General features: G+C 72.1%; 13 protein-coding genes. 2 read left to right on the top strand and 11 right to left on the bottom strand.

Going from position 1 to position 12,203, the window contains the following annotated elements; genetic code table 11:
- Positions 1-5: 5 nt before the first annotated feature.
- The 4 genes from rpmF to ACZ4UU_RS42690 form a co-directional block, all read right to left on the bottom strand.
- Positions 6-176, bottom strand: coding sequence for a 50S ribosomal protein L32 (gene rpmF, locus ACZ4UU_RS42705; RefSeq protein WP_062716000.1), 171 nt, complete (start codon positions 174-176; stop codon positions 6-8).
- A gap of 139 nt (positions 177-315) precedes the next feature.
- Positions 316-1,920 (bottom strand): solute symporter family protein, encoded by a 1,605-nt coding sequence (locus ACZ4UU_RS42700; RefSeq protein WP_471908826.1) that lies wholly within the window; start codon positions 1,918-1,920, stop codon positions 316-318.
- Entirely contained in the window at positions 1,914-2,363 is a 450-nt protein-coding gene (locus ACZ4UU_RS42695; RefSeq protein ID WP_471908825.1) for a DUF485 domain-containing protein, read from the bottom strand. The genes ACZ4UU_RS42700 and ACZ4UU_RS42695 overlap by 7 nt, the downstream gene beginning before the upstream one ends.
- Before the next feature lie 292 nt (positions 2,364-2,655).
- The gene (locus ACZ4UU_RS42690; protein WP_471908824.1) at positions 2,656-3,882 is read right to left on the bottom strand and encodes a right-handed parallel beta-helix repeat-containing protein; all 1,227 of its coding nucleotides are present in this window, start codon (positions 3,880-3,882) and stop codon (positions 2,656-2,658) included.
- A gap of 98 nt (positions 3,883-3,980) precedes the next feature.
- On the opposite strand from ACZ4UU_RS42690, the gene ACZ4UU_RS42685 reads away from it, so the two are divergent.
- Positions 3,981-4,472 carry a phosphatase domain-containing protein gene (locus tag ACZ4UU_RS42685; RefSeq protein WP_471908823.1) on the top strand — a complete coding sequence of 164 codons (492 nt, stop codon included), beginning with the start codon at positions 3,981-3,983 and terminating at the stop codon, positions 4,470-4,472.
- 16 nt (positions 4,473-4,488) lie between these two features.
- Here ACZ4UU_RS42685 and ACZ4UU_RS42680 read toward each other — a convergent pair whose 3' ends face one another.
- The 5 genes from ACZ4UU_RS42680 to egtA form a co-directional block, all read right to left on the bottom strand.
- The gene (locus ACZ4UU_RS42680) at positions 4,489-4,704 is read right to left on the bottom strand and encodes a dodecin (protein ID WP_030052884.1); all 216 of its coding nucleotides are present in this window, start codon (positions 4,702-4,704) and stop codon (positions 4,489-4,491) included.
- Between the two features lie 66 nt (positions 4,705-4,770).
- Positions 4,771-5,733, bottom strand: a complete 963-nt coding sequence (gene egtD / locus ACZ4UU_RS42675) for an L-histidine N(alpha)-methyltransferase (protein WP_471908822.1) — start codon at positions 5,731-5,733, stop codon at positions 4,771-4,773.
- Positions 5,730-6,527: an ergothioneine biosynthesis protein EgtC gene (egtC, locus tag ACZ4UU_RS42670; protein ID WP_471908821.1), complete on the bottom strand. Its 798-nt coding sequence runs from the start codon at positions 6,525-6,527 to the stop codon at positions 5,730-5,732. Before egtC ends, egtD begins: the two co-directional genes overlap by 4 nt.
- On the bottom strand, positions 6,527-7,846 hold the full coding sequence (egtB, locus tag ACZ4UU_RS42665) for an ergothioneine biosynthesis protein EgtB (RefSeq protein ID WP_471908820.1): 1,320 nt from the start codon (positions 7,844-7,846) through the stop codon (positions 6,527-6,529). Before egtB ends, egtC begins: the two co-directional genes overlap by 1 nt.
- Positions 7,843-9,147, bottom strand: a complete 1,305-nt coding sequence (gene egtA, locus ACZ4UU_RS42660; RefSeq protein WP_471908819.1) for an ergothioneine biosynthesis glutamate--cysteine ligase EgtA — start codon at positions 9,145-9,147, stop codon at positions 7,843-7,845. Before egtA ends, egtB begins: the two co-directional genes overlap by 4 nt.
- Positions 9,148-9,444: 297 nt before the next feature.
- On the opposite strand from egtA, the gene ACZ4UU_RS42655 reads away from it, so the two are divergent.
- Entirely contained in the window at positions 9,445-10,287 is an 843-nt protein-coding gene (locus tag ACZ4UU_RS42655) for a TIGR02452 family protein (protein WP_471908818.1), read from the top strand.
- Here ACZ4UU_RS42655 and ACZ4UU_RS42650 read toward each other — a convergent pair.
- The gene (locus tag ACZ4UU_RS42650) at positions 10,272-10,718 is read right to left on the bottom strand and encodes a type II toxin-antitoxin system PemK/MazF family toxin (RefSeq protein ID WP_062715981.1); all 447 of its coding nucleotides are present in this window, start codon (positions 10,716-10,718) and stop codon (positions 10,272-10,274) included. The genes ACZ4UU_RS42655 and ACZ4UU_RS42650 overlap by 16 nt on opposite strands.
- Positions 10,719-10,742: 24 nt before the next feature.
- Positions 10,743-12,167: an amidase gene (locus ACZ4UU_RS42645; RefSeq protein WP_471908817.1), complete on the bottom strand. Its 1,425-nt coding sequence runs from the start codon at positions 12,165-12,167 to the stop codon at positions 10,743-10,745.
- Positions 12,168-12,203: the final 36 nt, after the last annotated feature.

Raw genomic sequence — 12,203 nt, 5'->3', positions numbered from 1 at the left:
CCCCGTCAGCCCTCGGGGCGCAGCAGCCCGCGCTCGTACGCCTTCACCAGGTGCTGCGGCACGAGGTGGCTGACGCCGTCGACGGTGACGGGGACGAGCTGCGGTGTGCTCGCCTTCCACTGGGCGCGGCGGTGACGGGTGTTGCTGCGGGACATCTTCCGCTTGGGGACAGCCATGACGGACCTCCTCGGTGGGTGAACACCGAGGACGCTACATGAAAATGGATCCCATTAACAATTGCCGTGATGTCGTTGCCCGGCCGCGGGGTCGGCGGCGTGCGCGCAGCCGGGCGTCCCGCGGCCGGATGAACTCGAGCTACTCCTTGCTGCCCACCAGCATCCGGACCTCGAACTCCTCGTAGGCGGCATCCCCCTTGGCTCCCTGCCGCTCGCTCAGCACCGTGCCGAGCCAGCCGAGGAAGAAGCCCGCCGGAATGGAGACGATTCCGGGGTTCTGCAGCGGGAACCAGGCGAAGTCGGCGTCCGGGTAGAACGAGCCCGACGTGGAGGAGACCACGGGGGAGAACAGCACCAGCAGGACCGAGCAGATCAGGCCGCCCCAGAGGCTGAGCAGTGCGCCCTCGCCGGTGAAGCGGCGCCAGAAGAGGGTGTACACGATCGTCGGCAGGATCGCGGACGCCGCGATGGCGAAGGCGAGGAAGGCGAGCGTCGCGGTGTTGGCACCCCAGGAGATCAGGGCGAGCATCATGGCGAGGACGCCGATGACGGCGGCGGACAGCCGGGCCACCATCAGTTCCTCGGTCTCGCTCGCGCGGCCCTTGCGGATCACCTCGCCGTAGAGGTCGTGGGCGAGGGACGAGGCGGCGGCGAGGGTGAGGCCGGCCGCGACGGCGAGCAGGGTGACGAAGGCGAGGCAGGACAGCAGGGCCGTCAGGATGCCGCCGCCGAGGGCGTTGGCGAGCAGCAGGACCGCGGAGTCGCCCTTGTGGTCCGTCTCCGCGATGGTCTCCCGGCCGACGACCGCCGTGGCGCCGAGGCCGAGGATGCCGGCCGCGAGGCAGACCAGGCCGACCAGGCCGACCGCCCACACCAGAGAGGAGCGCAGCACGTCGACCTTGCGCGGCGCGAGCAGGCGCATCAGGACGTGGGGGAGTGCGGCCAGGCCCAGGACGATCGCCAGTTCCAGGCTGAAGAAGTCGAGCTTGCTGGTGGTGCTGACGCCGTAGCGCAGTCCGGGTTCGAGGAACTGGGTGCCGGTACCGCTGTGGTTCGCGGCCGCGGAGAGCAGGGCGCCCGGGTTCCAGTCGTAGTGGTGCAGCACCATGACGGCGGTGACCGTCACGCCCGCGATGAGCATCACGGCCTTGATGATCTGGATGACGGTGGCGCCGGGCGCCCCGCCGATGGCGGCGTAGACGATGACGATGGTCCCGATCACGATCACGCACAGGGTGCGGGTCGCGGCGCTGGGCTCGCCGGTGAACTGGGTCAGCAGGGCCATGCTGCCGACGAGTTGGGCCACCAGATACAGGGTGGTGATGGCGAGGGTGCACACCGCGAGGGCGAGCCTGGCCGGCCGCTGGAGCCGGGTCAGACGCAGGGCGAGGGTGTCGCCGAGGGTGTACTTGCCCGCGCGGCGCAGGGGTTCGGCGACCAGGAGCAGCACCATCATCCAGGCGACGACCGTGCCGCCGAGGTAGAGCAGCCCGTCGTATCCCGTCAGGGCGACCAGTCCGGTACTGCCCAGCAGGGTCGCTGCCGAGATGTAGTCGCCACACATGGCGAGGCCGTTGCGCAACGGGGACATGGTGCGGTTGCCGAGGTAGAACTCGCTGATCTCGTCGCGCTGAGGGGCCGTCAGCAGCGCCATGAACAGGGTGACCACGACCACCGACAGGAAGAGCACGAACGTCAGGTTCAGGCTGAACCTGTCGACTATGCCCTCGGACACGGTCACCACGTGCGGAACCCCCTGGCGCTGCCCGGCCGGAAGGCCTGTCCGGCCTCGCCGTTCGGCGCGGCGGTGCGGAGCGAGTTGGCCTCGTGCTGCTCCAGTCGGGAACCCAGGCCGCGGGCGAGCGGGTCGACCCGGGTGCGCATGTACCTGACGTAGCACCAGGCGGTCACGCCCATCACGACGAACTGCCCGAGCCCCAGGGCGAGGCCGAGCGTGAGGTTCCCGGGCAGGCGCTGGTTCATCAGGCCGGGGAACGAGTGCGACAGCAGGACGTACAGGAGGAACCCGCCTACCGAGAGGAGCGTCGCACGGACGCCGAAGCGGCGTTGGGCGCGGCGCAGGGAGTGAAATTCGGGGTCTTCAGATATGCGCCGCGACGGCGCGGGTTCGCTATTCGGCGGGCTGTATGTGAGCGAATTGTCGTGCCATGGTGAAAAATCGGGCACAGGCGCACCTTCTTTGCTGCGTCATGCCGAACACACACTGGTGGGTGCGGGCTGGTGGGGGGACGGATGCGGTGACGGCGAAAGCCGGAAGCCGGAGTATGTCAGCGGGCTCTTTGAACAATCAACCGCAGAGGTGAATTTCCGTGCTCCGGTGGCGCGTTCGCGCCCCTCGTGATAAGCCTGCGATCTTGTGCGGCCTGCGAGGAAAGGACCTCCGGGAAATAGTCCGGACCATTTCTTTCGGCCGGGCTGTCTCAAATGTGACGCACAGGGGGCAGCCCGGCCGGGCAGTTCAGAACCGGGCGCCGACAGCAGCGCCGTTGCGGGGCACGAGGAAGGCCGGGGCCTTCGGCAGTGAGCCGTCGGCGGAGCGTGGGCCCGTCAGGGCGCCCGGGTCGGTGCTGAGCACCGAGGCGGCGTTCCAAGTGCCGCCCAGGTTCCATGAGTTGCCGCTCGCCGTCGTCCCCGAGCCGACGGCGGCCGCACGACCGTCGGCGACGGACAGGTTGGCGGTGAGGGTCGCGGTGCCGCCCGGGACGTCGGCGTCGAAGCCGGTACCGGCGTTGGCCCAGGTCGTGTTGCGGGTCAGGGTCTGCGCGCCGGGATTGCCGTTGTCCGTGACGCCGTGCGCGGCGTTCTTGAACGCGATCGAGTTGCGCAGGGTGTGCCCGACCGCCGGTGCCGGGGTGCCGCCGCCCATCTTGAAGCCGTTGCCGTCACCCGCGAAGTCCGGGAAGTCCCAGCGGTTGAAGCCGTTGCCGTACGCGACCGTGTTCTCGATCAGAATCGGCGAGGCGAACTTCCAGGCGTCGAACCCGTCGTCCACGTTGTTCCACAATCGGGCACCCCGCACCACATTGCCGGTTCCGCTGCCCTCCTTGACGGCCAGCCCGTCGGCGCTCTCGCCGTTCTTGCGCGGGTCGCGGTTGCCGTAACTGTCCAGATTCAGGATCAGGTTGTCACTGGAGGAACCCTGGAGCTGGAAACCGGATTCGTAGTTGTCGTGTGTGGAAAGCCTGGAGAAGATGTTGCCGTTGCAGCCGTCGCAATAGATCCCGTACGGGCCGTTCACCAGCTCCAGGCCGGAGATCCGCCAGTGCGAGGCCTCCATGTGGATCGTCCCGCGTTCGGCCCGGGGGATGCTGCCGCCGACCGGCGTGTGACTGGCGGGCAGCCGCTCGCCGTCGACGACGACGCGCTCGCCCTGGTACGCGCCGAGGCCGATGGGCTGGGAGGCGGTGCCCGAGGCGGCGATGGTGATGTTGTCGGTCAGGGTGTACGTGCCGCCGCGTACGGCGATGACGTCGCCGGGCCGCGCCAGGTCCACGGCCCGCTGGATGGTCCGCAGCGGCTGGGCCAGGGTGCCCGGGGCCGAGTCGTTCCCGTCGGTCGCCACGACCAGGGTCGTCGCGGCGGACGCCTCGCCCGCCGGGGCCAGCAGCGTCACCAGCGCCGCTCCCACCATCGCCGCCGCCGTCCGGATCGCCGTCCACCGCATACCGCTCGCTGTGCCGCCCATCGGGGCCTCCCGCCTCCGTCTGCGTGCCATGTCGCACAGCAGTGGCCGCCCGGCGGGCGGAGGTTGCCGGGGTGCGGGGCCCGTCTAGGGTGAGTCGTGTGACTGACAGCAGCAATCGCCCGCTCGCCGTGTTCGACCTGGACAACACCCTCGCCGACACGGCACACCGGCAGCACTTCCTGGAGAGCAGGCCGCGGGACTGGAACGGGTTCTTCGCGGCCGCGCCGCAGGACCCGCCCCTTGCGGAGGGCATCGCGCTGGTCCTGGAGAGCGCGAAGGAGTGCGAGGTCCGCTATCTGACCGGGCGGCCCGAGCGCTGCCGACCGGACACGCTGGAGTGGCTCGCCGCGCAGGGGCTGCCGGAGGGGCGGGTGTACATGCGGCGCAACGACGACCGGCGGCCCGCCCGGCGCACCAAGCTGGAGATCCTCAGCCGCCTCGCCCGCACCCGGGAGATCCGGGTCCTGGTGGACGACGACGAACTGGTCTGCGAGGACGCCGAACGGGCCGGTTTCGCCGTCGTACGGGCGCGCTGGACCGCCCCGTCCGCCGCGCTGAAGGAGGCGCAGGAGCGGGAGGGGCGGACCTGAGGGCCCCGTCGGCGCGCTAGCCGGCGTCGTCCAGGCGGAAGCCGACCTTCATGGTCACCTGCCAGTGCGCGATCTGCCCCTCCTCGAGCTGGCCGCGTACCTCGGTCACCTCGAACCAGTCCAGGTTGCGCAGGGTCTGCGAGGCACGCTCGATCCCGTTGCGGATGGCCTGGTCCACGCCCTCCGGCGAGGTGCCGACGATATCGGTGACCCGGTAGGTGTGGTTCGACATGTGGGTGCTCCTCTCACACGCGTCACTCCACGGTGCCCCAAGGCGGGGCGACGCGCGAGCCGTCCGTCACCGCGCCACGCTCAGTGACAGCGCGAACCGGCCCGCACCGTCCGTCCACCAGTGCGTCGGCTCAAGGCCGGCCGCCGACAACTCCGCGCGGACGCCGTCCCTGCGGAACTTCGCCGACACCTCGGTGCGCATCTCCTCACCGGCGGCGAAGTGCACGGCGAGATCCAGCGCGGGCACCTTCACCGTCTGCGCCGTACGGGAGCGCAGCCGCATCTCGATCCACTCCCGGTCCGCGTCCCAGAGCGCCACGTGCTCGAACCCGCCGGGGTCGAAGTCGGCGCCCAACTCGCGGTTGATCACGGTCAGTACGTTCTTGTTGAACGCCGCCGTCACCCCGGCCGCGTCGTCGTACGCCTCGACCAGCACCCGTTCGTCCTTCACCAGGTCCGTGCCGAGCAGCAGCGCGTCACCGGGGGAGAGCAGGGCCCGGACGGAGGCGAGGAAGGCGGCGCGCTCGGCCGGCAGCAGATTGCCGATCGTGCCGCCGAGGAACGCCACCAGCCGCGGACCCGGCGTGTCCGGCAGGACCAGGCCGCCGGTGAAGTCGGCGATCAGGGCATGCACGTCCAGCTCCGGCCGCTCCCCGATCAGCGCCTGCCCGGCCTGGGTGAGCGCGCTCTCGCTGACGTCGACGGGGACGTACGTGTGCAGCCCGGTCAGCGCGTCGATGAGGTACCGCGTCTTCTCCGAGGAGCCGGAGCCCAGCTCGACCAGGGTGCGGGCGCCGGAGGCCGCGGCGATCTCGCCGGCCCGGCCGACGAGGATCTCGCGCTCGGCGCGCGTCGGGTAGTACTCGGGCAACTCGGTGATCTTCTCGAAGAGTTCGCTGCCGTGCGCGTCGTAGAACCACTTCGGCGGCAGCGTCTTCGGCGTGCTCGTCAGGCCCTTCAGGACGTCGGCGCGCAGAGCCGCGTCGGTGGCGTCCTCGGGCAGGGTGCGGGTGAGAAGGAACGGACTCACGTGCTGGGCTCCTTCGGTGGTGCGGGTGCCGTGGTCGGGTCGTCGCTCGGGTCCTTGAGCGGGGTGAGCAGCACATCGGTGCGGCTCGCCGCGAGGAGGGTGTGGTCGGGGACCTCCTGCCAGTGCGGATCGTCGTCGTAGGGCTCGGAGGCCACGACGGTGCCGCCGCCGGGCCGGGCCAGATACCACAGGGTGTCGCCCCAGGCGGTCGCGGTGATCGTCTCGCCGTTGGTGAGCAGCAGGTTCAGCCGGGAGCCGGGGGCCGCCTCGGCGACCTCCAGGACGGTGTCGGCCAGCGCCTGTGCTTCGTCGTCCCCACCACGCAGCCGCGCGAGGACCAGTGCCCACACGAGCGCCGAGTCGTTGCGGGCCTCCATCGACAGCAGGTCCACCGCGGGCAGGGTCGGCACGAGCGGCGCCAGCGAGTCCGGCCAGCCCTTCACGGCGCCGTTGTGGCTGAACAGCCAGGGACCCGCGGCGAACGGCGCCGCCGCGGCCTCGGCGTCGGCGCCCGACAGGGTCGCGTCCCGTACGGCCGCGAGCAGTGTGCTGGACCGCACCACCCGGGCCAGATCGGCGAAGGACAGATCCGCCCAGATGGGCCCGGCCCGGCGGTACCGCGCCGGCACCGGGTCCCCCTCGGCGTACCAACCCACCCCGAAACCGTCGGCGTTGACCGTCCCGTGCCGCTGCCGCCGCGGCGCCCACGACTGGCGGTACAGGGCGTGCGGGGGCTCCACGAGGAGCTTGCCGAGCGGCTCCTCGGGGCCCACATAAGCCACATGACGGCACATCAGGCGTCCCCCGCGGAGCGGGCCGTGCGGAAGCCGGAGAAGATCTGCCGACGTATCGGATAGTCCCAGTTGCGGAAGGTGCCCCGGCAGGCCACCGTGTCCACGGCGAACGAACCGCCGCGCAGCACCTTGTACTCGGGACCGAAGAACACCTCCGAGTACTCCTTGTACGGGAACGCCTGGAACCCCGGGTACGGCAGGAAGTCGCTCGCCGTCCACTCCCACACGTCACCGATCAACTGCCGTACACCGAGCGGTGACTCGCCCTCCGGATAGCTGCCCGCGGGGGCCGGCCGCAGATGCCGCTGACCGAGGTTGGCGTGCTCCGGCGCGGGGTCGGCGTCGCCCCACGGGTAGCGCATCGAGCGGTCGCCGGCCGGGTCGTGACGGGCGGCCTTCTCCCACTCGGCCTCGGTGGGCAGCCGGCGCCCGGCCCAGCGGGCGTAGGCGTCGGCCTCGTACCAGCACACGTGCAGCACGGGCTCGTCGGGCGGCACCACCTCGGTGACACCGAAGCGGCGCCTGAGCCACTGCCTGCCGTCCCGGCGCCAGAACAGCGGGGCGTGGATCGAGTGCTGCCGGATGTGCGCCCAGCCGTCCGGCGCCCACCAGCGGTCGTCGTCGTAACCGCCGTCGTCGATGAACGCCTGGTAAGCGGCGTTCGTCACCGGGGCGGTGTCGATGTGGAACGCGGGCACCTCGCGCCGATGTGCCGGACGCTCGTTGTCCAGCGCCCACGGCTCGGTCGAGGTGCCCATGGTGAACGGGCCGCCGGGGACCAGCACTTCCGACGGCCCCGTGAGCAGGGGCGCCGGTTCCGGGTCCGGGGCGTGCAGGGCCTGCGGGCCCTTGCGGAGCTGATGGGTGATCAGCATCGTCTCGTCGTGCTGCTGCTCATGCTGGGCGATCATCCCGAAGGCGAAGCCCGCCTCGGTCAGCCGCGTCCCGTGGAACGCGGTGCTCTCCAGCAGGTCCAGGACCCGGCCGCGCACCTCGGACGCGTAGTGCCGGGCCTCGGTCGGCGGCAGCAGCGGCAGCGAGGGGCGCTCGGCGCGCGGATGCTCGAAGGCGTCGTAGATGCCGTCGATCTCGGGCCGCATCGCCTCCCGTCCCGCGACCGTCCTCAGCAGCCACTGCTCCTCCTGGTTGCCGATGTGCGCGAGGTCCCACACCAGCGGGGACATCAGCGGAGAGTGCTGGGCGGTCAGGTCGGGGTCCTCGACGCAAGAGGTCAGCAGGGTGGTGCGGGCACGGGCGGTGGTCAGGGTAGTCAGAGCCCGCTCGCGGAGCGTCTCGGCGTCGTGGGCGGGGTCGGTCATGTCCGGTCGTCCTTCCCGTGCAGGGTGCGTTCCGTGCCGTAGAGCTCGTCCAGCAGATCGTCGGCGGGGCAGCGGCCCCTGCTGACACAGCGGTCCCGGTACGCGGCCACCGCGTCCGTCACCTCGGTAGTGGCCCCCAGCCGGGGCAGCGCCTCCAGCGCCGCCGCGAAGCAGGTGTCCGCCACCTCCCGCAGTTCGGGGTCGGCGAGGCCCGAGCGGGCCGCGTCGATCCACAGCGGATTGTGCGGCGCGGGCACCGACAGGGCGCGCTCGGCCAGCGGCTTCACCGCGCGATACGCGGTCTCGGCGGCCTCCGGGTCGTCGAACAGCGCGGCCGTCACGGCCAGCGGCACGATCCAGCCGTCCTCTCCCGGCTGCGCGTCGATCATGCGCAGCTCCAGATGGCCACGGGGCCTGACCGGCGGGAACAGCGTCGTGAGGTGGTAGTCGAGGTCCTCCCGCGTCGGCGGTCTCGGCGCCCCCGAGCGGGTCCACTCCCGGAACGTCAGCCCGTCCGGGACGTCCCACGGGCCACCGTCCCGCCGTACGCACATCACCGGCGCGTCCAGCACATGCCGGGCCCAGGCGGCTCGCGGGTCACCGTCCAGCGGGGGTGCGCCCGCGCGGCCCGCGCCGATCTCCATCCACAGCAGCTGCCGGGTGGAGAGCCAGCCCGTGGGCTCACGCCCGGCCAGCGGGGAGTTGGCGAAGGCGGCGACCAGGACCGCGCCCAGCTGGTGGGCCAGCCACCAGCGCCGTCCGTGCCCGAGCGGGCCGGGCTCCTCGTATCCGGAGTCCAGGCACACCTGCACGGAGGCCGAGGTGCACATCATGGCGCGGCCGGCCGGGCCCGCCCGGTCCAGGCAGGCCTCCATCGCGTCGTAGCGCGGCTGGCGCAGGAACCGGCGGGGCGGGTGCCAGGGGTCGTTGCCGATGCCGACCAGACCGAGACCGTGCTCGCGCAGTACCGAGCGGGCGGCATCCAGGTCGGCGGAGACGGTACCGATGCACTCCATCAGCGAGGCGGCGGGCGGCGAGCTCAGTTCCAGCTGGCCGCCGGGCTCGACGGTGAGCGCCGACCTCAGGGGCACGGTCCGTAGTGCGGCGTAGGCCGCTTCGAGTCGTTCGGGTGTCACGGGGAGCTGCGGGCCGCGCAGCTCGTGGACGAGCCATTCCACTTCGACCCCGAGGGTGCGGGGCGGGCCGGTCTTGAAGCAGATGCCCTTGACCAGGGCCTCCACCTCGGCTTCGGTGACTGCGGTGCGAGGCTGCTCCTTACAGTCACTCACCGAATCTGACATGTCGGGATCCTCCTGAGAGTCCGTGATGCCGCCCGGCCCGGATCTTGTGGGCGGGCCGGCACACTCGTCCCACCCAAGACGCTCGTGTCGCTTCGCACAAGGGTGCGTACCGGCACGTTCCGGGTCGGTAACCTCTGCTCTCCGGCCGTTGGCAGGGGATTTCCCGGCCGTTCGCGCTCTGCCGCGGGGCCGGGAAACTCCGTTGCACCGCATCACCAGCATCACCCAGGATCGTTGCATGAGCACGACGGGGGAGATCGCGCGGAGCGCGTTCATGGCGCGCACGGGGGTGGCGCCATGAGCGCGCGTCTGCGCGGTGTCGCACAGCAGACGGAGCAGATCGTCGAGGCGGGCGCGTACCGCACGTCCGACGGGCGTGAGGTGTCGATCGCGGCGGCCGTCGCGGCCGCCCGGGAAGGCACCCGGATGTACGGGCCGGACCCGGTGCCGGTGCCGCGGACCTCCGACGCCGAGACGTTCTTCGAGGTCACCGGCGAGAGCAGCCTGGAGGCGGCCCGCCGGCTCGGCGACGGCACCGCCGTGCTGAACTTCGCCTCCGCCCGCAATCCGGGCGGCGGTTTCCTGAACGGGGCCCAGGCCCAGGAAGAGGCCCTGTGCCGGGCCTCGGCGCTGTACACCTGCCTGCTCGAAGCCCGCGCGTTCTACGACCACCACCGAGCCCACCGCGACCCGTTCTACACGGATCGCGTCATCCACTCACCCGGCGTGCCCGTCTTCCGCGACGACCGGGGCCGACTGCTGGACGAGCCGTACCCGGTCGGCTTCCTGACCGCCGCCGCGCCCAACGCGGGTGTCGTACGGCGTACGGCCCCGCAGCGCACGGCCGAGCTGCCGCACGCGCTGGCCGTACGGGCCGAGCGGGTGCTGGAGACGGCCGTGGCGCACGGGTACCGGCGGCTGGTGCTGGGCGCCTGGGGCTGCGGGGTGTTCCAGAACGACCCGGCGCAGGTGGCGGGTGCGTTCCGGGCACTGCTCGCGCCCGGCGGGCGGTTCGCCGGGGCCTTCGAGCACGTGGTGTTCGGCATCCTGGACCGTACGCCGGACAGCCCGGTGCGAGCAGCGTTCGTACGCGCGTTTCCGCAACGCCGGCCCCAGCCGTCGCGTCAGGTCCAGCCGTAGCGCTCGTGCAGCCGGTGCCTGACCAGGTTGAACCGCCCACGGTCCAGGGCGCAGGCCTCCCGGCGCATCCCCTGCTCGTGCAGCCGCAGGATGCGGTCCACGTCCACCCAGGAGTCGCGGCCCGTCCGGTCCCACGGCCCACTGCCGATGGCGACCCACTCACGGTCCCCGTCATGACGCTTGCTGGACAGCTGCACGGCGAGGAAGGTACCGCCGGGCTCACGGGCGACCACGAGCACCGGGCGGTCCTTGCCCCTGCCGTCGTTCTCCTCGAAGGGGACCCACGTCCAGACGATCTCGCCGGGGTCGGGGTCGCCGTCGTGCGCGGGCGAGTACTCGGTGCGGACCTTGCCGACCGCGCGGGGGTCGGCCTCGGTGGTGGCGGTGGGGCCGTGGCGGCCCGGGACGTTCTCGTCGGTAAGCGTGCTCACGGGGGCACCCTAGGGCCTGTCGGATCAGACGACGGGGGCCGGTACCGTCTCTCCCTGCTGCGGCGGCCACAGTTCGTGCCAGCGCAGGTCCGCCTCCAGCTGGGCGGCCAGCGAGATCAGTAGCGGCTCGCTGTTCGCCGGGCCGAGCAGCTGGGCGCCCACGGGCAGCCCGTCCACGAACCCGGCGGGGACGTTGACGCCGGGCCAGCCCAGGACGTTCCACGGCCAGGCGTACGGGCAAGCCGCGATCATCGCCCGGTCGGTCGCGAATCCGCCGAGGTCGAGCATCGCGCCGACTCGGGGCGGGGGAGCGGCAGTTGTGGGCGCGAGGATCACGTCGTAGGACTCGTAGAACGCGCCGACACGCCGGTGCAGCACCGCCTCCGCGCGCCGGGCCGCCCGCAGCGGGGCCCCACGCAGGAGCCGGCCCAGCCGGGCGGAGCTCCGGGTGCGCCGGTCGAGCAGTGCGGGGAAGGGGGCGTCGCTCGCCCACTCGGCGATACCGGCCGTCGCCCGCGGGACGAAGGTCAGCCCGATCTGGCCGTACGGCGGATCGGCCGCCTCGACGAAGTGCCCCAACGCGCCCAGTTTCTCGGCGAGTCGGACCACCCTGGCCCGCACCTCCGGCTGGAGACGGGCGGGTACGGCGGTGAACGGCGGCTTGAGGGAGAGCGCGATGCGCAGTCGGCCGGGGTCGCGGCCCACGGCCTCGGAGGCGTTGACCGCCGGCGGGCGGTGCGGGTCGAACTCGTGGTTGCCGGCCGCCGCGTCCAGCAGCAGGGCCGCGTCGGCCACCGTACGGGCGAGGGTGCCGTTGACGGTGATGCCCTGGAAGGACTCGCCGCGCGGCCAGGTGGAGATGCGGCCACGCTGGGGCTTGATGCCGATCAGATGGGTCCAGGAGGCGGGGATCCGCACCGAACCGGCGCCGTCCGAGCCGAGCGCGGCGGGCACCAGACCGGCGGCGACGGCCGCAGCCGAACCGCCGGACGAGCCGCCCGGCGTGTGGTCCGGGTGCCAGGGATTGCGGGTGGCGCCGAAGGCGGGGCCCTCGGTGAACGGCCACTGCCCCAGCTCACAGGTGTTGGTCTTGCCGACGATCACCGCGCCGGCCGCGCGCAGCCGCCGTACCGCCTCGCCGTCCTCGGCGACGGGCGGGAACTCACCGCAACAGCCGAACGCGGTCGGCTCGCCCGCCACGTCCATGTCGTCCTTCACCGCGACCGGCACGCCCAGCAGGGGCTTGCGTACCCCGGCGGCGAGTGCCACGTCGGCGGCCTTCGCCTCGGCGAGGGCGGCCTCGGCCCGGACCACCCGGAAGGCGTTGAGGGACCCCTGGGTCGCCTCGATCCGCGCCAGTGCCTCCGCGACGAGCCCCCGCGACGTCACCTCCCCGCCAGCCAGCGCTCGGGCGGACTCGGCGAGGCCTGCGGCACGGTCGGGTGTCATACGGAGCACCTCCGGGACGACATTGTCTACCGAACG

The organism is Streptomyces sp. NPDC028907 (assembly GCF_055564995.1).
The sequence above is the reverse complement of the archived record's forward strand: the minus strand, read 5'-3'. Positions and strand labels throughout refer to the sequence as shown.

What these genes read in the sequence shown, in the direction of transcription:
- egtC (WP_471908821.1), bottom strand. Translation starts at nt 6,527, where the DNA reads ATGTGCCGTCATGTGGCTTATGTGGGCCCCGAGGAGCCGCTCGGCAAG.
- egtA (WP_471908819.1), bottom strand. Translation starts at nt 9,147, where the DNA reads ATGTCAGATTCGGTGAGTGACTGTAAGGAGCAGCCTCGCACCGCAGTC.
- ACZ4UU_RS42680 (WP_030052884.1), bottom strand. Translation starts at nt 4,704, where the DNA reads ATGTCGAACCACACCTACCGGGTCACCGATATCGTCGGCACCTCGCCG.
- egtB (WP_471908820.1), bottom strand. Translation starts at nt 7,846, where the DNA reads ATGACCGACCCCGCCCACGACGCCGAGACGCTCCGCGAGCGGGCTCTG.
- ACZ4UU_RS42655 (WP_471908818.1), top strand. Translation starts at nt 9,445, where the DNA reads ATGAGCGCGCGTCTGCGCGGTGTCGCACAGCAGACGGAGCAGATCGTC.
- ACZ4UU_RS42645 (WP_471908817.1), bottom strand. Translation starts at nt 12,167, where the DNA reads ATGACACCCGACCGTGCCGCAGGCCTCGCCGAGTCCGCCCGAGCGCTG.
- ACZ4UU_RS42690 (WP_471908824.1), bottom strand. Translation starts at nt 3,882, where the DNA reads ATGGGCGGCACAGCGAGCGGTATGCGGTGGACGGCGATCCGGACGGCG.
- rpmF (WP_062716000.1), bottom strand. Translation starts at nt 176, where the DNA reads ATGGCTGTCCCCAAGCGGAAGATGTCCCGCAGCAACACCCGTCACCGC.